23 protein-coding genes are annotated in these 25,869 nt (G+C 35.9%); 18 read left to right on the top strand and 5 right to left on the bottom strand.

Annotated features, from left to right (window positions below):
- The first annotated feature begins 61 nt into the window (after positions 1–61).
- Positions 62–505 carry a hypothetical protein gene (locus tag RRY75_RS05185; protein WP_332493230.1) on the top strand — a complete coding sequence of 148 codons (444 nt, stop codon included), beginning with the start codon at positions 62–64 and terminating at the stop codon, positions 503–505.
- Here the strand turns inward: RRY75_RS05185 and RRY75_RS05180 are convergent, their stop codons facing one another.
- Complete coding sequence (locus RRY75_RS05180; protein ID WP_332493231.1) at positions 506–1,696, bottom strand: cation diffusion facilitator family transporter; 1,191 nt, start codon at positions 1,694–1,696, stop codon at positions 506–508.
- A gap of 120 nt (positions 1,697–1,816) precedes the next feature.
- Here RRY75_RS05180 and RRY75_RS05175 point away from each other — a divergent pair, with 120 nt between their 5' ends.
- Positions 1,817–2,644: a Cof-type HAD-IIB family hydrolase gene (locus RRY75_RS05175; RefSeq protein ID WP_332527308.1), complete on the top strand. Its 828-nt coding sequence runs from the start codon at positions 1,817–1,819 to the stop codon at positions 2,642–2,644.
- A gap of 53 nt (positions 2,645–2,697) precedes the next feature.
- On the top strand, positions 2,698–3,549 hold the full coding sequence (locus RRY75_RS05170) for a hemolysin family protein (RefSeq protein WP_332493233.1): 852 nt from the start codon (positions 2,698–2,700) through the stop codon (positions 3,547–3,549).
- A gap of 54 nt (positions 3,550–3,603) precedes the next feature.
- Here RRY75_RS05170 and RRY75_RS05165 read toward each other — a convergent pair whose 3' ends face one another.
- Positions 3,604–4,122 (bottom strand): QueT transporter family protein, encoded by a 519-nt coding sequence (locus RRY75_RS05165; RefSeq protein WP_332493234.1) that lies wholly within the window; start codon positions 4,120–4,122, stop codon positions 3,604–3,606.
- 216 nt (positions 4,123–4,338) lie between these two features.
- Between RRY75_RS05165 and RRY75_RS05160 the strand changes: the two genes are divergently transcribed.
- From RRY75_RS05160 to RRY75_RS05135, 6 genes are all read left to right on the top strand, one after another.
- A complete protein-coding gene (locus RRY75_RS05160) occupies positions 4,339–5,067 on the top strand; it encodes a class I SAM-dependent methyltransferase (RefSeq protein ID WP_332493235.1) in 729 nt (242 codons plus the stop codon).
- Positions 5,068–5,140: 73 nt separating this feature from the next.
- Positions 5,141–6,730, top strand: a complete 1,590-nt coding sequence (locus RRY75_RS05155) for an ABC-F family ATP-binding cassette domain-containing protein (protein ID WP_332493236.1) — start codon at positions 5,141–5,143, stop codon at positions 6,728–6,730.
- 288 nt (positions 6,731–7,018) lie between these two features.
- On the top strand, positions 7,019–8,287 hold the full coding sequence (locus RRY75_RS05150; RefSeq protein ID WP_332527310.1) for an L-cysteine desulfidase family protein: 1,269 nt from the start codon (positions 7,019–7,021) through the stop codon (positions 8,285–8,287).
- A 53-nt stretch (positions 8,288–8,340) separates the two neighbouring features.
- Positions 8,341–9,753, top strand: a complete 1,413-nt coding sequence (locus tag RRY75_RS05145) for a cation:dicarboxylate symporter family transporter (RefSeq protein WP_332493238.1) — start codon at positions 8,341–8,343, stop codon at positions 9,751–9,753.
- Between the two features lie 103 nt (positions 9,754–9,856).
- Complete coding sequence (locus tag RRY75_RS05140) at positions 9,857–11,197, top strand: CoA-disulfide reductase (protein ID WP_332493239.1); 1,341 nt, start codon at positions 9,857–9,859, stop codon at positions 11,195–11,197.
- A gap of 91 nt (positions 11,198–11,288) precedes the next feature.
- Positions 11,289–11,723, top strand: coding sequence for a GNAT family N-acetyltransferase (locus RRY75_RS05135; RefSeq protein ID WP_332493240.1), 435 nt, complete (start codon positions 11,289–11,291; stop codon positions 11,721–11,723).
- A gap of 55 nt (positions 11,724–11,778) precedes the next feature.
- Here the strand turns inward: RRY75_RS05135 and RRY75_RS05130 are convergent, their stop codons facing one another.
- Positions 11,779–12,636 carry an AraC family transcriptional regulator gene (locus RRY75_RS05130; RefSeq protein WP_332493241.1) on the bottom strand — a complete coding sequence of 286 codons (858 nt, stop codon included), beginning with the start codon at positions 12,634–12,636 and terminating at the stop codon, positions 11,779–11,781.
- 123 nt (positions 12,637–12,759) lie between these two features.
- Here RRY75_RS05130 and RRY75_RS05125 point away from each other — a divergent pair, with 123 nt between their 5' ends.
- The 6 genes from RRY75_RS05125 to RRY75_RS05100 all read left to right on the top strand — a co-directional run bounded on the left by RRY75_RS05125 (position 12,760) and on the right by RRY75_RS05100 (position 19,994).
- The gene (locus tag RRY75_RS05125) at positions 12,760–14,163 is read left to right on the top strand and encodes a sulfatase family protein (RefSeq protein ID WP_332527311.1); all 1,404 of its coding nucleotides are present in this window, start codon (positions 12,760–12,762) and stop codon (positions 14,161–14,163) included.
- A gap of 251 nt (positions 14,164–14,414) precedes the next feature.
- Positions 14,415–15,062, top strand: coding sequence for a hypothetical protein (locus RRY75_RS05120; protein ID WP_332493243.1), 648 nt, complete (start codon positions 14,415–14,417; stop codon positions 15,060–15,062).
- Between the two features lie 46 nt (positions 15,063–15,108).
- On the top strand, positions 15,109–17,712 hold the full coding sequence (gene clpB, locus RRY75_RS05115; protein ID WP_332494098.1) for an ATP-dependent chaperone ClpB: 2,604 nt from the start codon (positions 15,109–15,111) through the stop codon (positions 17,710–17,712).
- A gap of 188 nt (positions 17,713–17,900) precedes the next feature.
- Positions 17,901–18,638: a hypothetical protein gene (locus RRY75_RS05110; RefSeq protein WP_332494096.1), complete on the top strand. Its 738-nt coding sequence runs from the start codon at positions 17,901–17,903 to the stop codon at positions 18,636–18,638.
- Between the two features lie 13 nt (positions 18,639–18,651).
- Positions 18,652–19,365 carry a hypothetical protein gene (locus tag RRY75_RS05105; RefSeq protein ID WP_332494095.1) on the top strand — a complete coding sequence of 238 codons (714 nt, stop codon included), beginning with the start codon at positions 18,652–18,654 and terminating at the stop codon, positions 19,363–19,365.
- A 5-nt stretch (positions 19,366–19,370) separates the two neighbouring features.
- A complete protein-coding gene (locus tag RRY75_RS05100; RefSeq protein WP_332494094.1) occupies positions 19,371–19,994 on the top strand; it encodes a DUF4004 family protein in 624 nt (207 codons plus the stop codon).
- A gap of 233 nt (positions 19,995–20,227) precedes the next feature.
- Here RRY75_RS05100 and RRY75_RS05095 read toward each other — a convergent pair whose 3' ends face one another.
- Positions 20,228–21,082, bottom strand: coding sequence for a YitT family protein (locus tag RRY75_RS05095; RefSeq protein WP_332494093.1), 855 nt, complete (start codon positions 21,080–21,082; stop codon positions 20,228–20,230).
- 237 nt (positions 21,083–21,319) lie between these two features.
- Here RRY75_RS05095 and RRY75_RS05090 point away from each other — a divergent pair, with 237 nt between their 5' ends.
- The 3 genes from RRY75_RS05090 to pduL all read left to right on the top strand — a co-directional run bounded on the left by RRY75_RS05090 (position 21,320) and on the right by pduL (position 24,299).
- A complete protein-coding gene (locus tag RRY75_RS05090) occupies positions 21,320–22,615 on the top strand; it encodes a hexokinase family protein (protein WP_332494092.1) in 1,296 nt (431 codons plus the stop codon).
- A 100-nt stretch (positions 22,616–22,715) separates the two neighbouring features.
- Positions 22,716–23,621, top strand: coding sequence for a type I phosphomannose isomerase catalytic subunit (locus RRY75_RS05085; RefSeq protein WP_332494091.1), 906 nt, complete (start codon positions 22,716–22,718; stop codon positions 23,619–23,621).
- A gap of 102 nt (positions 23,622–23,723) precedes the next feature.
- Positions 23,724–24,299 (top strand): phosphate propanoyltransferase, encoded by a 576-nt coding sequence (pduL, locus tag RRY75_RS05080; RefSeq protein ID WP_332494090.1) that lies wholly within the window; start codon positions 23,724–23,726, stop codon positions 24,297–24,299.
- Between the two features lie 80 nt (positions 24,300–24,379).
- Here pduL and ilvA read toward each other — a convergent pair whose 3' ends face one another.
- Complete coding sequence (gene ilvA, locus RRY75_RS05075) at positions 24,380–25,579, bottom strand: threonine ammonia-lyase (RefSeq protein ID WP_332494088.1); 1,200 nt, start codon at positions 25,577–25,579, stop codon at positions 24,380–24,382.
- Positions 25,580–25,869 lie beyond the last annotated feature (290 nt).

Genomic DNA, 25,869 nt, shown 5'->3' with positions numbered 1-25,869 from the left:
ATAGAGTGAGAATAGGATATGAGTGGTAATATGTTTTGTCTAGGCTAGGAGGTCACTCAATATGAATACTCAGATGCAGACAGCAATAGCGGCATGGACACTTTTTTCTATTATGAATCAAACAGAAGAACAGTTAAGTGAATTTCGACATACAGAAGAAAAAGTAGAAGAGGTTAAATATCAACTTTTGCCTGGATATAACCAAGCGACTGCGGGACAGACTATGAAAATCGAGCGAGATGAGCAGGCAAAAGGTAGATTTGTATGGCAACTTACTGTACCTAAGGGGTTAAAAGTGGCCCAAGAGGATGTTAATGAAGATAATAAGCATGTTTGGTTGATTCAAGCTATCAAGGAAGGGCGATATAAGATATTCGCTGATTATGTAGATAAGAAACGGATGTCTCGCATAAGGAAGCGTGTGATTTATGAAGTGGAAGTACTTCCGTGTCCTTGTGGCTCATATTCTCATCAAACAAGTAAAAAACAAAACACCACAAAGTGATTACTTTGTGGTGTTTATTGTGGTAGAAAGATAGCTGCGATCTACTGTGATGACACAGTGGAAGGTTCCATCGTATTTTTTTATGCGGGTATCAATAAGGTAAGCCAGTTCCTTATCGGAGGTTTTAAGGTGATGGGGAACACTTACGTCAAAAATAAGATTAGTGTGGGTGACACCTTGAACAGCTCGAAAATCATGGATGGATAAGAGTGGGTCAATTTCACTAATACATGTATTCACAAGTTCGTGTAAGCTATTAGAAAGTGCATCATCTTTGATAATAGGATCTAAATGTATAACTAAGTGAATACTAAGATCTATCATAAAGTCTCTTTCTATAGAGTCAATAAGGTCGTGGCTTACAAGGATATTTTCAGAAGCAGAAACTTCTGCATGTACAGAGGCAAAACAACGGTTTGGACCGTAGTTATGTACCATTAGATCATGAATACCAAGTATACCTTCGTAGCTGAGTAACTTATTTTGAATCTGTTCAACAAGTTCTAAGGTAGGCGCTTCGCCTAATAGAGGATTAATCGTTTCACGGATAATATTGATACCAGAATAAATAATGAAGCAAGCTACCAAAAATCCAATAAATCCATCTAGGTTTAAAGAAGTAAAGTAAAAGATGCCTAGAGAAACGAGTATGCTACTTGTAGCAAGTACATCGTTTAGACTATCCGTTGCAGTAGCCTTTAAAGTTGAGGAATTAATAGCCGTTCCTAAATGGCGATTAAAGAAACTCATCCAGAGCTTGACACCAATAGAAAGTACTAAGACAACAATAGTCCAAGTAGAAACTTGAATAGGTTCAGGTGAAAAGATTTTGCGCACAGAGGATAGGCCTAGTTGAAGTCCTAAGAAAATAATAATAAAAGATACAACAAGCCCTGCAATGTATTCTACTCTAGCATGCCCGAAAGGATGGTCTTCATCAGCTGGCTTAGCAGAAAGTTTAAAGCCGATTAAAGTGACAATAGAAGATGCGGCATCTGATAAGTTATTGACTGCATCTGCCATAATGGAAACACTTGAAGAAAGGATACCAATGAGCAATTTGCTTATGAATAAGAATATATTGCATCCAATCCCTACAAAACTGCCTAGAAGACCATACTTTTGACGAATATATGGATTTTTTATATCTTCAGGTGTCTTGATAAATAGTCGAATAAGTAACGCTGTCATAGAAGCCTCCTATAAATAAGATGGTATAATTTTAGCATGTATTCTTATTGTATGCAAATACCAGTAACTATATGGCCAAAATCTGGTATAATGAAAATAGACAACTTTTGAGGAGGCCTTATGCAATCAAAAACATTATGGATTTCAGACTTAGATGGAACACTTTTGAATAAAGACAAACACATTACTTCTTACACAAAGGAAGTTATTAATAAAGTAGTAGAAGAGGGGCTAGAATTTAGTATTGCTACAGCCCGTACACCTGCGACAGTTGTAGATATGTTACAAGGGCTTAAACTAAGTGCACCTGTTGTTGTAATGAATGGTGCAGCTATTTATAATATAGAACAAGGTATCTACGAGCAAGTTCATTACTTAGGGCATGAAATGGCTGAAGTGATTCAAAAAGTATTAGAGGAGAAGGGGCAAACAGCTTTTTCCTACTGTATAGAAGATAATCAACTTATAGCCTATCATGGTGTATTTAGTCATCCAGTAGAAGAAAGATTTTTTGCAGAAAGACAGAATAGTCCGAGAAAAATCTTTAAGCATGAAGCTGTACAAAACAAAGATAAAGTTTTATACTTTGTTTTGATGGGTGATCAAGATAAAATACGTGAAATATATGATATATTAAAAACATATGATCATCTTAATCAAGTTTATTATGAAGACATCTATGAAAAGAATGTCTATTACTTAGAGGTGTATAGTCACCTTGTCTCTAAAGCGAGTGCTATTAAGACTTTACAAGAACAATATAAATATGATAAAATCATTTGTTTCGGAGACAACTATAATGATGTTGAGATGTTTGAGCTGGCAGACGAGGGCTACGCAGTAGAAAATGCAGTAGAAAAGATTAAAAACCTAAGTACAGCAGTTATTGGACATCACGATGAATCAGGTGTTGCAAGATTTATTGAAGCAAACTGGCAAAAAAAATAAAATGTAGCATATGTATAGAGTATAAAGTTATTTATTTAAAAGGGGGAATTACTGTGGATGACCAGCCGAGGCCTGGGCATATTTCAACATGGAATCGTGTATTAAGTATTTTAAAGGGAGGAAGGCTTAAGAAGCAAGTTTCTGAAGAAGATATCAAAACACTCATTGATGAAGGTAATGAAAAAGGTGTAATAGATGAAACAGCAAAAGAAATGCTGTATAGTGTATTTTCATTTGATGATAAAACTGCTACAGAAATTATGACATCTAGAGCTACTGTAACGAGTATAGACTTAAAAAAAGATAATCAAGCAATCTTAGCACAAACGATGGCCAAAAACTTTTCGCGTATTCCAGTTTATAAAGATGAACCTCACAATGTCATAGGGATTTTACACGCTAAAGAGCTTTATGAGGCAGCACTTCAAAGTGGTATAGAGCAAGTCAATATAGAAGCATTGGTGCGGCCAGCTTACTATGTACCTGAAACAAAGGGTATTGCCACGCTATTTAAAGAACTTCAAACAACAAAGAATCATATGGCGGTTGTGTTGGATGAGTATGGTGATTTCCAAGGGATTATTACAATAGAAGATATTGTAAGTCAAATTGTTGGAGATTTAATGGATGAGCATCAAACTCATGAAGAAATTGCCAAGTTAGATGAGCATACCTATTTGGTAGATGGTCTAGCGCATATTGAAGATGTCAATAAGAAGTTAGGACTGCAAATTGAATGTGAGCACTTTGATACCATTGGTGGCTTTGTGGTGCATTTAATAGGATGGATTCCAAAGCAAAGTATCTCGGTTACTTATAAAAATATTATCTTTGAAGTTGCAAAAGTAAAGTCAAACCGTGTAGAACAATTGAAAATTTATTTGGTCAATCAAGTGGCTGTATAGAATAATGGTATAAAAAAAGGCACAAGATGTGCCTTCCTAAAAGAACCTAGCGATTTACGCTAGGTTCTTTTTATGAATAGATAAAAGGTGTGGATACCTTTGCATAATGAGTACAAAGAGTGGAACACCTACTATTGAAACGACAACAAATTCACCAAATCCTACTTCTAATATAGTGAGTGCTAGAGGTAACTGAAAGAGGTAGTTAAGCATCCAACCAATAATAAGTCCGTTGAACAGGGTTGGCCAGATAGAAGCAATACCTAGTCCTAATTTGCTTCCTTTTGTATACTTGGCAGTTAGGTTAATTGCCGATACACTTACAAAAGTGGCAAGTGTGCCAAAGATAACGTCCATAATACCATTAGGGCCTAAAAGATTGGCAATAAAGCAACCTAAAGTGAGCCCTCCTATGTAGAATGGGTCAAAGAAAGCTAAAAGCACCATAAGTTCAGATACTCGAAACTGGAGGTTACCATAGCTAATCGGTGCAAGTGCAACGGTAAGTACAGCATAAAGTGCAGCAACGAGGGCGACTGTTACCAGCCTTTTTGTTGAAAAGTTTTCTTTCATTTTTATTCTCCTTTACCTAGTTTTATTTTAAGACAGGAGGTTTTCGAACTGTCTTAGCGTAAGCGCTGTAAATAGTATAAGGGTTTTAAATTAAAAAATCAACTTTCTTCTACAAGAAATAAAGTTTGTTAAAATTCTTCTTTCAAGGGTAAAATATAAGAAGATTTATAGAAATATGGGTCTTACATTATTATTCCCATTAAAAAGGAGATTAGTATGTCATTTTATAGTTCAATAGCATCTTGCTATGATTATATTTTCCCAGCTTACGGTGCACAAGTAGAGTTTTTAAAAGAAACATTTGGGAATCCCCCTAAGCAAGTTTTAGATATAGCTTGTGGAACAGGAAGCTACAGCCTTGCACTTGCTAAGCTAGGTTATATGGTTACAGCCTTAGATGCAGATACAGGTATGATTGAAAGTGCTAAAGCTAAAGCCGATTTAGAAGGCAGTGAAACAGCCTTTATCCATTGTAGTATGGAAGAGATTAAGGTTGCTATACAAGGACAGTTTGAAGGTGCTTATTGTATAGGGAATTCTCTTGTGCATTTAGAAACTAAAGCGCGTATTCAAGAATTCTTAAAAGACCTATACGATATTTTGCAAAATGAGGCAAAAGTAGTTATTCAAATTGTTAACTATGACCGTGTCTTGCGACATGATATCTCAGAGCTTCCACCTATTACAAATGAAGAAGTAGGTCTAAAGTTCTTCAGAAGTTATCGTGTAAGTGAAGACAAAAAGCAAGTAGCCTTTGACACTTCTTTCCATTTAAAAGATAAAGTTGAAGAACATACGACGATGCTTCTTCCTTTACTTAAAGATGAATTAGATACAATGGTACAAGGTGCCGGGTTTAAGGTGCAGGGATGTTATGGAGATTTTAGTGGCATATCTTTTGATCCAGATGCTAGTTATCACTGTATTTTCGTCATGAAGAAATGACAAGAAAGTTTACTATTTGCTAGAGAGTATGCTATAATGAGCATTGCGATATTAAACGAAAAAGGAGAATACAATGATTACAGTATCAGATGTAAGCTTACAGTACGGTGGTACCAAGCTTTTTAAAGATGTAAACTTAAAATTCACTCCAGGTAACTGTTATGGGGTAATCGGTGCTAACGGTGCTGGTAAATCAACATTTTTAAAAATTCTATCAGGTGAAATTGATAGCTCAACAGGTGAAATAAGTATCCCTTCTAATATAAGAATGTCAGTATTAAAACAAGATCATTACCAATATGATGAATCTCCTGTACTTGAGACAGTTATTAGAGGAAATGCAAGATTATATGAAATTATGCAAGAAAAAGATGCACTTTATGCAAAAGAAGACTTCACGGACGAAGATGGTGTTAAAGCTTCTGAGTTAGAGGGTGAATTTGCAGAAATGAATGGTTGGGAAGCAGAATCAGAAGCTTCACAATTACTTCAAGGTTTAGGTGTAGGTATTGACCTTCACTATTCACTTATGAAAGATCTTCAAGGTGGAGATAAAGTTAAAGTATTACTTGCTCAAGCGTTATTTGGTGAGCCAGGAATTCTTTTGCTCGATGAGCCGACTAACCATTTAGATATTGCTTCTGTAAACTGGTTAGAAGACTTCCTTTTAGACTTCCCAGGGACAGTTATTGTTGTATCACATGACCGTCACTTCTTAAATACAGTATGTACACACACTGTAGATATTGACTACGGTAAAATCAGAATGTATGTAGGGAACTATGACTTCTGGTATGAATCAAGCCAAATGGTTCAAGCTCTTATGAAAGCACAAAATAAGAAAAACGAAGATAAAATCAAAGAACTTCAAAACTTTATCACACGTTTCTCTGCAAATAAATCTAAATCTAAACAAGCCACATCACGTAGAAAGATGCTTGATAAAATTTCTGTTGATGATATGCCAGCATCTACAAGACGTTATCCATTCGTAGCATTTACACAAGATCGTGAAGTAGGTAATGAAATTCTTCATGTAGAAAATCTTTCAAAAACAATTGATGGGGAAAAAGTATTAGATAATGTAACATTCCGTGTAAACAAAGAAGACAAAATTGCTATTCTTGGTGAAAACGAAATTGCAGTTACAACACTTTTCAAAATTCTTGCAGGTGAAATGGAACCAGATGCAGGAACGGTTAAATGGGGTGTAACAACATCTACATCATACTTCCCTAAAGACAATAATGAATACTTTAATGACTGTGATATGGACCTTATCAACTGGTTACGTCAATATTCAGAAGAAAAATCTGAAAGTTACCTCCGTGGATTCTTAGGCCGTATGCTCTTTGCAGGTGAAGATGCACTTAAACCAGCTAAAGTATTATCAGGGGGAGAAAAAGTGCGTTGTATGCTTTCTCGCATGATGTTATCAGGCTCAAATGTACTTCTTTTAGACCAACCTACTAACCATTTAGACCTTGAGTCTATTACAGCGCTTAATAATGGTCTTATGAGCTTTAAAGGAAATATTCTCTTTACATCACATGACCACCAATTTATTCAAACGATTTCCAACCGTATTATTGAAATCAAAGAAGATGGTGTAGTGGATCGTATGATGACTTATGATGAATTTCTTGAACAAAAAAGTAAATAACATATAATTTAATAATATGGTCTATTTTTCTTTAAATAAGAATGATAGACCTTTTTTTTGCATTTTTAAATATGTTATGATAAAAAAATAATAAAAATTAATGTCAGATTTACAACATTATGACAAAACGTTTTTTGTACGTAGAAAATGTGTTGACATAATGCGTGTATAAGGGCTACAATTTAGGGGTAATCTAACGAAAAAAGTAACTTATGTTGCGAATTGCTTTTAAATTGTTGTCAAAGACCTATCAATTTAATACCTGAAGAGGGCACAAGGAGAAAGAATATGATGAGAGAATATTTAGCGATTTTAGAAGAAGAGTTAGTGGTAGCCATTGGATGTACAGAGCCTATAGCAGTAGTCTATGCTGCGGCAAAAGCAAGTGAGGTCTTAGGAAGTTATCCTGAAAAAGTAGTTATTAAATGCAGTGGGAACTTTATTAAAAATGCTAAAAGCGTTGAAATTCCAAATGGAAATGGATTAAAAGGCATTTTAGCATGTGTAGCATTGGGTTTTATTGTTAAGGGAAGCGACAAGGAGCTTGAAATTCTTAAGGAAGTTACACTAGAGCAATTAGAAGCTACAAAAAATCTATTAGAGAAAAATATTATTATATTAGAAAAACTAGATACATTGGAAAAACTTCACATCATTATAGAATGCACAAAAGATGAAGATGTAGTTATGATTGAGTTAAAACGTACACATAATAATATTAGTAAGGTTGTGAAAAATGGGGAAATACTATTTGAAGAGAACCTTCAAGATCAGTCCCCAAAAGGTTACAGCGTAGATAGAAGTATAATGAGTGTACAGGGTATCTGTGAATTTGTTGAACAAGTAGATGTAGAGGAGCTTAAAAACTTATTTGACCAAGTAATGAGACACAACACAGAAATTGCAAATACAGGTTTAAGTGAACAATATGGAAATGAAGTAGCAAGAACAATCTCTAAATACTATGGAGAAGAAAATATTTACTTAAAGCTTAAGACTATGGGATCAGCTGGGTCTGATGCAAGAATGGGTGGATGTCCATATCCTGTTGTCACAGTGGTAGGTAGTGGTAATCAAGGCATGACATGTTCACTCCCAATTATTGAATATGCCAAATATAAAAATGCATCGGAGGAACAGTGTTATCGTGCACTTGCAATGGGTCTTTTAATGAGTATTCATCAAAAGACAGGTATTGGTAGGTTATCAGCTTATTGTGGAGCGGTAAGTGCAGCTTGTGGCGCAGCCTGTGGGATGAGCTACTTAGAAAGAGGAGCAGATGTTAAGGTGATTAGTGATACAGTAACCAATGCTTTATCTATTGCATCAGGTATGGTGTGTGATGGGGCAAAACCTTCATGCGCAGCTAAAATTGCAACGAGTTTAGATTCCGCAATATTGGGTCACTTAATGGCATTAGAAGGTAATGTTTTTGAAGCAGGGACAGGCCTTGTTAAGGCTGATGTTGAAAAAACAATAGCGGCTGTTGGAACGCTTGCTCGAGTGGGTATGCAAAAAACGGATGAAGTAATCTTGGATATCATGCTAGAAAGTTAATCCTAATTTATATAGATCAACTTAAAATATTAACAGACATAAGGAGAGACAATATGGATAACGTATTTTTAAAAGACTTTTTAATGCTAAGCGACATCAAAACACTTCTTTGCATTGGTTTACTTGTGGCATTGTTTGTAGTGATGAACAAATTGCAAAAGAAAAAGGTAAACTTCTCAAAAAGAATGATTATAGGGACTGTTCTAGGTCTTATACTGGGACTAGTAATTCAAGCCATATCAGGATTTGCTGCAAATCCAATGGATATTACATTTGTTGCAGAAACAACAAAATGGTATGGGTTAATTGGTAATGGATTTATTGACCTTATTCGTATGTTAGTTATTCCACTGGTTATGGTATCTATTGTTCATGTTATTATTAACATGAAAGAGGGTGCAAATATTGGTAAATTGACTAAGAACTCTATTATTGTAACAATGACAATGGTTGTTATTGCAGTTGTAGTAGGCCTTGTAGTAGGAATCTTATTCAATGTAGGTAGTGGTATGGCAGTGGCAGGTGGTAGCGCTGAAATTAAAGAAGTAAAAAATGTAGTGGATACCTTAAGAGGGTTACTCCCAGCAAATCCTGTTAAAGCCATGGTAGATGTCAATATTATTGCACTTGTAATGTTCTCAGTATTCTTTGGGATGGGTGCAAAAAGAATGTCTAAAAAATACTATGACGTTGTTAAACCATTCTTTGATTTAACAAATGCACTTCATAAAATTATTATGAGTGTAGCGATGACAATTATTAAATACATGCCTTATGCAGTTATTGCATTACTAGCAAATACGATTGCACAAAGAGGGCTTGCTAGTATTTTAGAAGTAGGTATCTTCATTGTTGCACTATACGTAGCAGTAGCTATTATGTTTGTAATTCAGCTTATTGCCCTTACAATCTTTGGAGTGAATCCAATTATTTATGTGAAAAAAGCACTTCCAGTTATGATTTTAGCTTTTACTTCTAGATCAAGCGTAGGATGCTTACCACTTACAATTGAAACTCTTACAGATAAATTAGGGGTTAACGATGGGACAGCAAGTTTCGTAGGTGGATTTGGTACAACAGCAGGGATGCAAGGCTGTGCAGGGGTATTCCCGGCGTTACTTCTTGTATTCGTAGCAAATGTAAATGGTATGCCAATTGATGTCACATTTATTGCAATGTCCATCATTGTAGTAGCATTAGGTTCTCTTGGTATTGCAGGTATTCCAGGAACTGCGACAATGGCAGCTTCAGTTGCTCTTTCAGGTGTAGGCCTTGCAGGTTCATTCCCTGTAGTAAGTCCAGTACTTGCCATTGACCCTATTATAGATATGGGTAGAACATTACTCAATGTAACAGGTTCTCTTACAAATGCTATTATTGTTGACCGTACATTAGGTCAAATGAATATGGAACATTTTAAAGATATGAATGCAGGTGCAAATAAAGCAGATGCTATGGAAGACTAATAGAGTCATTGCACACTATTAAAATAAACAATAAGTTTGACAAAAGTATGTCACCTACAAAGTGACATACTTTTATTAACAGACTAGAAGTGAGGTGCTAGAAATGAAAGTAGTCATTATCGGTGGTGTGGCGGCAGGTATGAGTACAGCTACAAAACTAAAAAGAAACTTAGGTGACCAAGTTGATTTGGTAGTCTATGAAAAAGGGGAAGAAGTATCCTTTGGAGCTTGTGGTATTCCTTTTTATATTTCTGATAAAATTAAAAAGGGTAAAGATCTTATAGCACGTACAGCAGAACAATTTGCTGAAAGTGGTATTCCGGTTAAAATTTATCATGAAGTACTATCAGTAGATGAGAAGGCTAAAACTGTAGAAGTTAAAAACTTAAAAACAGGTGAAACTTTTACAGATGCTTATGATAAGTTAGTGATTGGAAGTGGAGCAGGTGTGAATCGTTTCGCTCCATTTAACAAGCCTCATACAAATCTTTTTGAAATTCGTAACGTTGCAGATGGCACAATGGTCAAAGAGCGTCTACAAACAGAAGATATTAAAGATGTTGTAGTTGTAGGTGCAGGATTTATTGGTTTAGAAATTGTAGAGGCATGTAGAAAGTTTGACAAAAATGTAGTACTTGTTGAACTTGCAGATAGAGTGCTTAGTACAATGGATGAAGAGATTACTTCAGTACTTACCGAAGAGCTTGAAAGAAATGATGTAAAGGTATTAACAGGTTATAAAGCTGAAGCTTTAGATGCAACAGGAGATACAATCCGACAAGTAACTGTAACAAATGGTTGCGAAACATTGACACTTGCAGCAGATATGGTGATTAACTGTGCAGGGATTAGACCTCATACAGACTTCATTAACTGTGTTGAAAAAGCAGGAAATGGTGCAATTATTGTAAATGAAGATATGGAAACAAATGTAGAAGATATCTATGCAGCAGGTGACTGTAGCATTATGAGATCGGCTGTTACAGGTGCTTTCCTTTATGCACCACTTGGAACAAATGCTAATAAGCAAGGACGTATCATTGCAGATATCTTAGGTGGCAAGGAAAGAAAACCTTTCAAATTAATTGGAAGTTCAGCAATCAAACTTTTCGAAGTAGATGCGGCTAAAGTAGGTCTTTCAGAAACAGAAGCAAAAAGACTTGGTCTTAACTACAAAACAAACTTCATTACAGGTAATAGCTACGCTTCTTACTACGGTACAGAAAAAGTAAGTATTAAACTTGTATATGATGCTGAGACTAGAAAAATCTTAGGCGCTCAGACAGTTGGAGCTGGTGTAGTTGTGCCACGTGCAAACTACTATGCCATTGCAATTTACTCAGGACTTACTGTAGATGAGTTTGGATTTATGGATTTATGTTACTCTCCACCATTTAGTGGGGTGTGGGACGTAGCCCTTATTGCCTCTAATACAGCTAAATAATTTGGGATTTTACAAAAATAGATAGCTTAATGTAGAACCTTCTCTTATAATGGATGTAAGAGAAGGTTCTTTTATCTGTAAGGAGGAACAAATGGACATTACAATTAGATCTTATGAGATGCAAGATGCAATTGCTGTTGCATCATTAATTACTAAGGAATTAGGATATAATCATTCAACGCAGCAGCAAGTTATTGCGCGCCTGAGAAGATTTCAAGTGCACCCAGATTATCATATGCTTGTTGCACTTAATCAAAGAGAAATAATAGGATTTGTAGGACTTCATAAGTCTATGGCTTATGATTTTGATGAGGAATATATTGAAATTACAGCATTAGCTGTGCAAGAAGCGTACCGTAATGAGAAAGTCGCTAGGGAGCTTTTATTGGGTGTAGAAGGGTATGCACAAAAACGATGCATACATAGAATCGTTATGAATAGCCGACTAGAAACACCAGATGCTGAACTTTTTTATAAGCAAAGTGGATATGAAGAAAAAGGATATACCTTTACAAAAAAGATATAGACTTAGATGCAAAAGAGGGGGAAGTAACCCCCTCTTTTTTGTGGGATTAATAATATTAATCCATTACATGTTGGTGACGGTAGTCTAGAGGTGACGTAGAAGTAAAGCGTTTGAATACGGTAGAGAAGTACTGGCTAGAAGAGAAACCTAGGTGATAACTTATTTGAGTAATTGTAAGGTCAGAGTTCTCTAAAAGTGCTTTAGCTTGTTTCACTTTTTCTCTTAAGATGTATTCCCTAGGCGGTGTGCCTACATAGTGCTTAAACTTGGTTTTGAAGCGTCCTTCAGAAAGATTCGCGATACGTGCAAGCTGAGATAAGGAGATGGGTTCTTCAAGGTGATGCTGAATATACTCAAGAACTTCTTGCATAGGAACGGCTGGGTGAGGGGAACAGTGGGTTTTGGCTTGTACAAGCTGAAGTAAAATATGAGAAAGAAGAAGACTTATGCTTGTTTTGTGATAGGGTGAAGAGTCTAACCCACAAGCTAAAAGCGCCTCGAAATCAGCGGTAAGGCTTGTATTTACCTTAAAGGAACGGGGTTCAATATGCATCAGTGCATTTAGTAGAGTAAGACTTTCTGATTCGTTAAAAAGAAGTTGTCTTAGAAAAGCTTGGTCTATAATTAGGTAATAAAATTGAGATTTATCCTTAGGATAGTGACCAGAGCTATGACGTTCGTTGGGTAAAGTGAGAAAAACTTCACCACTTTTAACGGTATATGGTGTAGCATGTACAGTATAAACTTGTTCCCCGCGGACGAAGTAAGTAAGTTCAAGAGCATTTGGGTGAACATGTTCTTCTAAAGGGGTATTGGCTGCATTGTGACATACCTTCCCCAGTTGAAAGTTGAAAAAGGGATCAATAGAAGTATAGTCGATAACGGTTCTCTTGGTTGCTAAGCGCATTGGCATATTAAAAACTCCTATAACGATAAAATGATTTATAATATTGTAACACAGTATAAAATGAAAAGAAATAAGGGCAAATATTTGTTATAGTAACCATACACTATTCAATATAGAGGAGAGACACATATGAAGAAGAAACAACCTAATATTCTTTTTATTATGACTGATGACCATGCTGCCCATGCCATGAGTTGTTATGGAAGTAAGGTGAATACAACACCTCAAATGGACCGTCTAGCAAATATGGGTGCAAGGTTTGACAATTGTTTTTGTACAAATTCTATTTGTGCACCAAGCCGTGCAGTTATTTTATCTGGTAAACATAGTCATCTTAATGGGGTTAAAACTCTACAAGATAAATTTGATGGACGTCAACAGACTTTACCTAAAATTCTACAAGCAAATGGTTACCAAACAAGTATTATTGGGAAGTGGCATTTAGGTCATGGTGGAGACAATGATCCAACAGGATTTGACTACTGGAACATCTTCCCAGGTCAAGGTGCATATATTAATCCAACAATGTATGATATGGGTGAGCTTAAACAATATACAGGTTATGCAACAGATATCGTAACAGACTTGACTATAGATTGGATTAAAAACAGAGATGAAGAAAAACCTTTCTTCATGATGTGTCATCATAAGGCACCGCATCGTAACTGGGTACCAGATGAAAAACACAAAGATATGTATGAAGATGTGGAGATTCCTGTACCAGATACTTTTAATGATACCTACGAAGGACGTAGTGATGCGGTTAAATTCAATCTGATGAAAATAGAAGAACTTACAGAGTTTGACTTAAAACAATCTTTCCCTGAGGGATTAACTGAAGCAGAACTAAAATATTGGAAATACCAACGTTATATGAAAGACTACCTTAGATGTATTGCTTCTGTAGATGATAACATTGGTAGACTGCTAGACTATCTAGAAGAAGAGGAGATATTAGAAGATACTATTGTTGTCTATACATCTGACCAAGGATTCTTTCTAGGTGATCATGGGTGGTTTGACAAACGCTATATGTTAGAAGAGTCACTTAGAATGCCATTTTTAATGAGCTATCCAAAAGTTATTCCAGCAGGAACAGTGATTAATGAGCTTGTTGCTAACTTAGACTTTGCAGAGACTTTCTTAGACTATGTAGGGGTTGAAATTCCAGAGGATATGCAAGGATGTAGTTTCAAAGCTATATTAGAAGGCAATACACCAGAGGATTGGAGTAATAGTCTTTACTATAGATACTGGGTATACAAAGGGGAACACGGCGTGTCTCCACACTATGGTATTCGTACACTAGACTATAAGCTTATTTGTTATTTAAAAGAAGCGAGAGACTTTAGTGGGGTATGTCTAAAAGAAGTGGAAGATAAACAATGGCCCCAATGGGAACTCTTTGACTTAAGAAGTGATAGAGAAGAAGTTCAAAATACCTATGATGACCCGGCGTACAGTGAAGTGGTAGAAGCGCTCAAAGTAAAACTCTATGAAATGAAAGCACAGTATCAAGATTACGAAGATTAATAAATTGAGTAGAAAGCATGACTCCACATCAAAGAGTCATGCTTTTTTTGAGTAAAAAATCTAAAAAGGGGAAAACCTAGTCTTTCAAAGTTGCAAAAGATATCCCGTATATATGGAGTAGAAAGTCTGTAATATCAAGGGAAAGTAAGAAAAAGGAAAAAAATGCCATAATAATTTGATTAAATAATTATATAATATAGTTGACAAGAAAAATAAAAGCACATACAATATAACTATAAAGAGGTGATGAGATGAAAAAAAGTGTATACAGTATTGTCCTTATGGATGATGTGGTAGAAGCCATTGATACTTTAGCATATAGTTTAAATACAAGTCGTTCTAATTTAATCAATCAAATACTTGCAGAAAAAGTTGCACTCATTACCCCTGAGATGCAAATGAAAAATGTGTTTAACCAAGTGGAAAAACTTTTAAATGGTTATAGTCACTTTCAAATTCAACCTCAAGCAGCAGATTCTATGATGAGTATACGAAGCGTCTTGCGGTATAAGTATAATCCGACCATTCGTTATGCGATTACATTAGATAGAGGACATAGCCAAAGAATTGGTGAGTTGAAGATGATTTCTAGAACACAAAGTGACGTTTTGCAAAACTATCTCTCCCAATTTTTTGAGTTGTGGAGTATGTATGAGCATCAGATGCAACTACCAGGGTGGCAAATGGACCAAAGTGGAAAATGGACACGTGAGCTCATGCGGCAAGATGAAGGAAGGCATGATGGTGAAGCCATAGCCAATGCTATAGCAGATTATATTAAAGCTATCGATAAAGGCATTAAAATCTATTTTGAATATAATGAGAATATACCTTATTTAAATAAAGAATTAAGTACTCATTATGGACAGTACTTAAGCCAATGTTTTATTCGTGTTTAAATAAAATCTTATAAAATTGATTTCAACATATTGAGGAGGTAACAGTATGAATATGCAAAAATTTACTCAAAAATCATTAGAAGCTTTAAATGATGCACAAAGTGTGGCGATTAGTCATCAGAACAATGCAGTAGACCAAGAGCATGTGTTTTATGCCCTGTTAGACCAAGAAGATGGATTGATACCAAGTATTTTAACAAAGATGAACAGTGACGTGGGTGTAGTCAAATCAGCTGTTATCTCAGCGATTAATAAAAAGTCTAAAGTTTCAGGCCCAGGACGTGAAGCAGACAAGATTTATATCTCACAAGATGTGGACAAAATGCTTGTGAAAAGTGAAAAGCTAGCAGATAAAATGCAAGATGAATATATCTCTGTAGAGCATATTATGCTAGCGCTTATTGAAACAGCTAACTACGAAGTTGGCAATATCTTACGTGCTTATAACATCAATAAGAAAAACTTTGGTGAAGTACTTAAACAAGTACGTGGTGCGAGCCGTGTCACAAGTGATGCACCAGAGGGGACCTATGATGTCCTTTCCAAATATGGCTATGACCTTGTGCAACGTGCAAGAGATGGAAAACTAGACCCTGTTATTGGACGTGATAGTGAAATTCGAAATGTCATTCGTATTCTTTCTCGTAAGACAAAGAATAACCCTGTACTTATTGGAGAGCCTGGAGTAGGTAAGACAGCTATTGCAGAGGGGTTAGCACAACGTATCTTAAATGGAGATGTGCCAGAAAGCTTGAAAGATAAAACGGTATTCTCATTAGATATGGGTGCATTGATTGCAGGGGCCAAGTTCAGAGGAGAATTTGAAGAAAGACTTAAAGCGGTTCTAGATGAAATTAAGAAAAGTGAAGGACGCATTATCCTCTTTATTGATGAAATTCACAACATTGTTGGGGCAGGGAAAACAGAAGGTTCTATGGATGCAGGGAATTTATTAAAACCAATGCTTGCACGTGGAGAGCTTCATTGTATCGGTGCAACAACACTTAATGAACACCGCCAATACATTGAAAAAGATGCTGCCCTTGAACGTCGTTTCCAACCTGTTATGGTAAGCGAGCCTACAGTAGAAGACACCATTGCTATTTTACGTGGACTTAGAGAACGCTATGAGATTTATCATGGTGTACAAATTCAAGATAATGCCCTTATTGCGGCAGCAACTCTCTCAGATCGTTATATCTCAGACCGTTTCTTGCCAGACAAAGCCATTGACTTAGTAGATGAAGCTTGTGCAATGCTCCGTACTGAAATGGATTCTATGCCAACAGAGTTAGATGAAATTGCGCGTAAGGTCATGCAACTAGAAATTGCCGAGGCGGCACTCAAAAAAGAAGATGACGCAGTCTCTAAAGAAAGCTTAAAAGAAACAAGAAAAGAATTAGCAGAACTTAAAGATGTATTCAATGCTATGCGCGTCAAATGGGAAAATGAAAAAGAACTTATTACTTCTGTAAGAAATGCAAAAGAAGAGATAGAGCAAGCTACGGCTATGATGCAAAAGTATGAAAGAGAATATGACTTAAATAAAGTAGCGGAATACAAATATGGTATTATTCCAGGACTTGAAAGAAAGCTAAAAGAAGTAGAAGGTAAGGTGCATGCACTTGGTGAAGCAGGCTTGCTCCGTGACAAAGTCAATGAAGAAGAGATTGCAAAAATTATCTCTAGATGGACTCAAATTCCTGTAACGAAACTCATGGAAGGTGAACGTCACAAACTACTTAGATTAGAAGAAATTATTCACAAACGTGTCATTGGTCAAGAAGAAGCAGTATCTAAAGTAAGTGATGCCATCATTCGTGCACGTGCAGGAATAAAGGACCCACGTAGACCTATCGGTTCCTTCCTTTTCCTTGGGCCAACAGGTGTAGGGAAAACAGAACTTGCCAAAGCGTTAGCTGAAGCACTCTTCGATGATGAAAGTGCAATGATTCGTATTGATATGAGTGAGTATATGGAAAAACACGCAGTGGCAAGACTTATTGGAGCACCTCCAGGCTATGTAGGCTATGAAGAAGGCGGGCAGCTTACAGAAGCTGTAAGACGTAAGCCTTATGCTGTTATTCTTTTTGATGAAGTAGAAAAGGCCCATCCGGATGTGTTTAATGTACTCCTTCAAGTCTTAGATGATGGACGTATTACAGACTCTAAAGGACGTACTGTAGATTTTAAAAACACTATTATCATCTTAACTTCTAATATAGGTTCTGACCTGATTCTAGAAGGGATTACAGAAACAGGTGAGATTACACCAACTGTAGAAGAAGGAGTAAATAATAGACTTAAGATGCATTTTAGACCAGAGTTCTTGAATCGTCTAGATGATATTGTAATCTACAAACCACTTATGAAAGAACAAATCATTCAAATCGTGGACCTTCTTATCAAAGACCTTAACAAACGTCTAGTAGATAGACAATTGACTGTAAGGCTGACACAGGAAGCGAAAACTTACCTTGCAGACCAAGGATTTGACCCAGTGTTTGGTGCAAGACCACTTAAGCGCTTCTTACAACGTAAAGTAGAGACTCTTATTGGACGCATGCTCATTGCTAATGAAGTGGAACCATTCTCAACATTCGTAGTGGATTACCAAGTAGGCGAACTTCAAATAGAAATAGAAAAGTAAAAAGAAAATAACTATACAAAAGTCTTGTAGAATACACCGTGTTCTACAAGACTTTTTATATAGTAAAACAATGTTGCAAAAATATATTTACAACAAAACAATGTTGTGCTACTATATAAGTATAAATAAAAAGATTATAAATTTGACTATATATTTTAGAATAATTAAAAGAGAAGAGGGTATATGAAATGGGAAATAGAGATTTGCACATTAGTGGCGCAGGGAGTTATCCAGGAGGGGAATTTGATGTAGTATCAATCAGTGGAGCAGGAAAAATTAATGGAGACTTAAAATGCATTAGATTTTCAGGATCAGGCTCAGCAAGAGTCAATGGAAGTGTAGTATGTGACCGATTTGGCTGTTCAGGATCTGGTAAAGTCACTGGCAGTGTAGAAGCTAAAGAGCTAAGAGTAAGTGGATCTTGTAGAATTGATGGAGACATGAAAGGTGGGACACTAGCCAGTTCTGGTGCTACAAACATTGGAGGAGATATTAAATGTGAGAAGGTATCGGCTTCAGGAATGTTAAATGTAGGTAAAAACATTGAAGCAGAAGAAGTGAATATAGATGGAGGCATTAAAAACTCTGGAATTATTAATGCAGAAAAGATTCGTATAGAATGTAGAGCTGGAAATGGAAGTTGTACCTTTAATGAAATGGGTGCAAGTAAAATTTCTATTAATGGTTATACTGAAAGTTCTAGACCTTACCTGTATAAAATCTTTGGAATGTTTACAGGAGGTACCAGTACAATAAATGGCAACTTAGTAGAGGGTGATGACATTTACGTAGAAAATGCTCATATTAAAGTTGTACGAGGAGAACGCGTGGTCATAGGACCAAATTGTAGAATTGAAAAATTAGAATATCATGAGACAATTCAAATAAGTGACCAGGCTGAAGTAATCGAAGTAATAAAACTTTAAGGAGGTTGAGAAGATGGCTACAGGTGATGTACTTATTATGGGAGATGGAAAATGTATAGAAGGTAAGTATAACAAAATCCGTATAGTAGGAAGTGGAGAGTTAGAGGGCAACATTACATGTCATAAACTAAGTAGTGCAGGTTCAGCATCTGCTAAGGGAAATATTTACTTCGATGAATTAAAAACGGCAGGATTTTTTGAAATTGATGGAAGTTTAGAAGGCAAAACCATTAGAACAGCAGGGGCAGCTGAAATTAGAGGAAGCATTAAAGCAGACTCTTGTAAAGCATATGGTATGATTCATTTACAAGAAGATGTGGAGACCGAGCACTTTTTAGTCAGAGGGGCTATAGAAGGTGCTGGGCGCATTAATAGTGAGAAGGTACTTATTCAATTATTGGGAGCTTGCCAGGTAGAAGAGATTGGGGCAAGTGAAGTAGAAATAGGTAAGAAGGTTATTATAAGTGATGAAACCGGTATTAGAAAATGGTTTAATAACAATATTAATATGAACTTTGGCGATACAGAGGGAAGCCTCATTGCCAAAGTCATAGAAGGTGACCGCATTTATGTAGATACTGCGCAAGTTGAGGTCATAAGAGGGGAATACGTAGAAATAGGGCCAGATTGTAGTATTGATAAAGTAGAATATACAGAGTCTATTTCTATTGATAAAGGCTCAAAAGTCGGGGAGATTATACAAATAACAGCAGAAAGAAAAGGGTGATGACAATGGAAGAAGAACTTATTTCAAAGAAAGATTTACTCATTGAAACAGGTATTTCCTATGGGCAGCTTTACAGATGGAAGAGAAAAAATATTATTCCCGAAGAGTGGTTTATTAAAAAATCAGTTTCAACAGGACAAGAAACATTCTTTCCTAAACACAAGATACTAGAACGTATTGAAATGATTGTCAATATGAAAGATGAGGCCTCATTAGATGACTTAGCTAAGATGTTTAGTGTAGAGATTGAGCATAGTAGTATTGATCTTGACCGTCTTGTGAAAAAGAATGTTTTAACAGAGCAGGCGATACAAATGTATAAAGAAATGATGATACTTAAGGAACTTGACCAAATGCAACAAGTTGTAAGTGCAAAGATTTTAAAAGATAAATTAGCAGGAGGGGAACTGACACTCCCAGAATGTCAAAGCCTCATGCGTTTTATACACAATAACTTCGAGCAACTTACAAGTGAAAGCGCAAGAGTGTATGTTCTTCGTGCCATGGGGGTGCCTTTTGTAATGGGTGCTAAGTCTGAAAAAGATATTATTTTTAGTGAAGAGTATAAGGTAGTCAGCAAGATGAGTTTGTATGAAGAAGTCAGTACCATTAAATTTGAGTTAATGTAGCTATTAGAAAGCGTATTTTGAAAAGATTCAAACATCATTTAAACAGTTTATTAGTATACCAAATGCAGGGCATGGAACCATGATGGATCAACCAGAAGTATTTACAAAAGCACTTTTAGAGTTTTAAATAGCGCTTAAACTGTAAATCATAAGTAGGATAAAAAAGAGAAGCTGCCAACACCTAGTGGTGAGGGAGCGCCTCTTTTTTTATGTCAATCTATTAATATAGAAAATCAGCCATTTTGTTCAAGTGGTAAGAATCCACGTCCATTACCAATAACTTGTGCAACGTCAGAAACTGTTACAAAGGCATGAGGGTCATAAGTAGAAACAATATTTTTGATTTTTGCCACTTCGCGTAAGTTAACATTAGCATAAAGAATGTATTTATTTTGATGGGTGTAACCGCCTATTGCAGGGACAATGGTAACACCTCTGTGCATACCATCCATAATGGCACGTGCAATATCTTGTCCGGTGTCAGGTGAAGTAATAATGGAAACGGTACGTCTACGGTTGAGTCCGTCAACAACGTAGTTGGTTGTCTGGCTGCTTATAAACATACTAGCTGCGGTTAAAATAGCAATATCAAGACCAAATACAAAAATAGAAGTAAGCATAATGATCATATTGATGGCAAAAATGACATTCCCCATACTAATAGAGAAAAACTTATTTACGATTTTAGCAATAATGTCGGTACCACCTACAGAAGCTTCACTTCTAAAGATGATGCCCATGCCAATACCATAGAGAAGTCCAGCTACTAGAATGATTGTAAGAGGGCTAGTAGTAGGAATGATGATGCCACGAGTGACCTCGAGCCAAAAAGAAAAACTCATCATACCAAGCAAACTAAAATAAATAAATTGTTTCTTTAAAAAAATAAAAGCAAGTATAAAAAGTGGAATGTTAAAAAGGACGTTCAAGATACTTAAATTCCAGTCAAAAAGAAAATGTAGAAACAGAGAGAGTCCACTAATGCCTCCACTGAGCATGTGATTTGGAACAAGTAGCCCATTGACTGCAATAGACATGAGAAGTGTTCCAAACAAAATTGATAATACATTTTTAATCTTACTATTCATCACCTTAAGTCTCCATTATTTTGGTTATATAATATGTAGTAGTTGAATGTTTACAGAATTTATCAACGTGTCAATTATACATTTTTGAATCTCAAAAAGCAATAAAAGAAGATATAAAATAAATAGGGAAATAAAATACAGGATTTTATACGAATTTGGACTTAACGATAAGGCCTGGACATGATATGATAAAGTAGACAATATAAATGTAGATTTCATGAAAGAAAGGGAACGACTATGTCAAAGACAATCATTACACAATTTTTAAGTGAACAAGGCATGTACTATGGCGACCTTAACTTTGAAACAGAATGCCAAAAGTTTATTGCTGAAATGGAAAAAGGGTTATCCCCAGAGGGTAGTAGCCTTGATATGATTCCAACATACCTTTCTGTAAAAAACAACATTGATACAAATGTACCAGCTGTTGTTATCGATGCAGGAGGAACAAACTTTAGAGTAGGGCTAGTAAGCTTTGATGACAACATGAAAGCAAGCGTTAATGACTTTTCAAAAACAAGAATGCCAGGTATTGAACGTGAACTTAGCAAACAAGAATTCTTTGGCACGTTAGTTGATTATACAAAAGAGGTTGCAGCAAAATCTAGTGAGATTGGCTTCTGCTTCTCTTACCCAACACAAATCAATAAAGATAAAGATGGCTTGCTTTTAAGATGGTCTAAAGAAGTTAAAGCACCAGAAGTAGTGGGCGAAATGATTGGTGCCAATTTAGTAAGTGGTCTTAAAGCAGTAGATGGCAAAGACCGTAACGTAGCAATTCTTAATGATACTGTAGCTACTTTACTTGGTGGTAAAGGGATTACAAGTGAGCGTGAATTTGATGGTTATATTGGTTTTATTTTTGGAACTGGAACAAATCTTTGTTACATAGAAGATGCAAATAAAATTACAAAAATCACAGATGCTCAAGATGATACAATGATCATCAATACAGAGTCAGGTGCTTACAACAAACTTCCTCGTGGTATGATGGACAAAGCGTTAGATGAGGCTTCTAACAACCCTGGAGACTACCAATTAGAAAAAATGATTAGTGGTAGATACCTAGGACCACTTGTAGAAGCTGTTTTAAAAGGTGCGGCTAAAGAAGGCCTCTTCTCAGCAACATGTAATGAAAAACTTATGAGCTTAGAAAATTTAGAGCTTATTGATGTAAGCTTATTTGTAGCACATCCACACAACACTGAAAATGTGCTTGTAAAATGCGTACAAGAGCCAACTGATACAACATTAATGTATGAATTAATCGATGCGATGATTGAACGTGCAGCTAAGATTTCAGCAATCAAGCTTTCTGCATGTATCTTAAAAACAGGTGCAGGTCGTGACCAAGCTAGACCAGTAGCTATTGTAGGTGAAGGCACAACCTTTTACAAATTAAAAGATTACAAAGAAAAGTTAGATTACTACATGAAAGCTTACTTAAGCAAAAACTATGGTCATTACTATGAATTTATCCAAGGTGAAGACCTTAACTTAATTGGAACAGCTATAGCCGCTCTTGCACATTAGTGAATACGTGTAAGAAATAGAGCTTTTAGCATGTGTAGAAAAAACTTATAGTAACACTAGTGCTTAGTGATTATATGAAGACATAAAAGGAGACAACACAATGAAACCATTAGTATTTAATCCAGTATACGTAGAACGTATTTGGGGTGGACGTGATTTTGAAAACTACAGAAATGATATGCCAGAAGGCGTAATCGGTGAAAGTTGGGATGTATCTGCACATTCAGCAGGTATGAGCGTTGTTAAACTTGGCGAATACCAAGGAAAAACTTTGTTAGAACTTACCAGCACATTAGGTGCTGAATTAGTAGGAACAAAATGTGCAGGCAAAGAGTTCCCTCTTCTTGTAAAACTTATCAACTCATGTGACAGTCTTTCAGTTCAAGTACACCCAGGTGATGACTATGCAAGACGTGTAGAAAACCAATTTGGTAAAACAGAATGTTGGTATGTTATGGATGCAAAAGAAGGCGCAGCTTTAGTTATTGGTACAAAAACAACTGACAAAGATGCTTTCAAAAATGCAGCATTAGAAGGTACACTTGATGCACACCTTAACACGATTCCAGTTAAAAAAGGTGACTTCTTCTACATCCCAAGTGGTTTAATCCATGCTATTGGGCCTGGCGTAATCATTGCAGAAATCCAACAAAGTAGTGATATCACATACCGTGTATATGACTACAACCGTGGACGTGAAATGCACCTTGATAAAGCGATGGAAGTAACAGATTTCACACTTCAACCAGAAGGTGCAATCAGTGAAAACTTACTTTGTGAAGGCGAATTCTTCGCAGTAGAAAAACACGTAATCGAAGGCAGCATGCAAGATACAAGTAATGAAGAAAAATTCTTTATCTACACATGTGTAGAAGGAGAAGGCACATTAGTTGCCCAAGACTTTGAAGCAGAAATTAAACTTGGTGATAGCTTCTTAATTCCAGCTACAGCAGGGACTTACGAAATCAAAGGTAACTTAACCGTTCTTAAAAGTTTTGTAGCATAAGATTAAACAAAGCATTAGTAAACGAGATACTAATAAATAAATAGATAAATAAATGAAGGCTTATCATGTATAAGCCTTTATTGACATCCGGAGGTATATAACATGAAAAGATTTGAGATTCCAGTGGGTATTTCAGCAAGACATATTCATCTATGTCTTGCTGACTTAGAAGTACTTTTTGGTGAAGGTGCCACACTTCATCCAATCAAAACTTTAATGGGTGGACAATACGCAGCAGATGAGCGTGTAACTATTGTAGGTGGAAATGGCCGTCAAATAGAAGCAGTACGTGTTTTAGGACCACTTAGAGGTGATACACAAGTAGAGCTTTCTAAGACAGATACAATGTTCTTAAAGCTTCAAGCACCTCTTAGAGATTCAGGTGATATTGAAGGCACACCAGGTGTGACACTTGTAGGTCCAAAGGGACAAGTAACCTTAGAAAAAGGATGTATTGTAGCAAAACGCCACGTACATATGTCAACAGAAGACGCTATGAACTTTGAACTCAAAGATAAAGATCTTATCTCACTTGATTTTGAAGGTGAAAGAAGTGCTACTTTAAACAATGTATTAGTACGTGTAGATGCAAGCTTTACGCTTGAATTACACATTGATACAGATGAAGCTAATGCACTCGATGTGAAACCCAATCAATCAGTCGTTTACGAAGCTTAAGCTGAGCGAAAAAAATAAGTAATAATAAAAACACATGTAATCAGATGGTGGGAACTAACTGATTACATGTGTTTTTGTGTTTAATAAAGTTGTGTAATGAAGTATCCACATTCTTCAAAAGTATTTTTAATAAGGTGGATATGCTCTGGTCCATTTGTCTCAACGGTTACTTCTAAGAGTACATTTTTAAAACGGTTACGTGCTTTGAATTGGTTGTGGTCAAGATTTACGATGTTTGCATTAATGCGGCTTAAAATCTTAGATACTTCAAGAAGCTCACCTGGTGTGTTAGGAAGTTCTATAGTGAAGCAGAAAAGACGACCACGAGATACAAGGCCACTGCGAATAAGCGCAGAAAGTGTAAGCATGTCAATATTTCCACCACTGATAATTGCAGCTACTTTTTTGCCTTTAAAGTCAAGCCTTTTAAGCGCAGCAAGTGAAGCAGCACCTGATGTTTCAGCTAAAAGCTTATGTTTTTCTGTTAAGAGAAGTAAGCTATCTACAATTGTGCTATCTTTAACTGTAATAATCTCATCTACATAGTCTTTAATATAGGAGAAAGTAAGAGAACCTGGTGTTTTTACTGCAATCCCTTCAGCAATAGTATCTACTTTGTCAAGAGCAGTTAAAGTGCCAGATTTAAAACTACGGTACATCGCATTGGCACCTTCAGCTTGTACACCAATAACTTTGATGTTTGGGTTGATAGACTTGGCATAAAGGGCAACGCCGCTAATAAGTCCACCACCACCGATAGGGCAAACAATAACATCTAAGTTAGGCATATCTTCTAAAATTTCAAGGCCTACAGTACCTTGTCCGTAAATAACATCTGGATCGTTGAAAGGATGAAGGAATGTTGAACCCTCTTCTTTTTCAATACGAGAAGCTTCTTGGAAAGCATCATCATAGCAACTTCCATGAAGGACTACGTTGCCACCAAAGTCTTTTGTAGACTGTACTTTTAAGTAAGGAGTAGTCTCTGGCATAACGATTGTAGCATCTACATGACTTAAAGTAGCCGCATAAGCTACGCCTTGAGCGTGGTTACCAGCAGAAGAACATACAACACCTTTTTCTTTTTCTGCTTCAGAAAGGCTTCTAATTTTATTAAGGGCACCACGAATTTTATAAGCACCTGTTATTTGTAGGTTTTCACATTTCAAATAGATGTCATTGCCACTGAGTTGAGAGAAAATAGGGCTATGGAGTAAGGGCGTTTTTAAGACGACATCTTTTATATTTTCACGAGCATCTTGAACTAACTTTGCATACATAAGGGCACCTCATTTCAAAATAAAAACTTATGGATTATATTATACGGCAAACCATTAAAATATACAAATAAATAATTTTAACCAACTTTGTACTTTTTTTAACGTATTTATTTATATAAGCATAAATATAAATATTAAAAAAATAATAATTTGATATAATTAGTATTAATAATTAAATTATATTATAAAAATATTAAAATATTTAAGAAAATAGAGCTTTACTGCTTAATAATAGATATGAAATAGAGATAGAAAGAATGAGTAGGGAATGATAAAAGAAAAAAATATTC

This window comes from Niameybacter sp. (assembly GCF_036655075.1).
Lineage (GTDB): Bacteria > Bacillota > Clostridia > Lachnospirales > Cellulosilyticaceae > Holtiella.
Note: the sequence above shows the minus strand (reverse complement) of the source record. Positions and strands in the feature narration are given on the sequence as shown.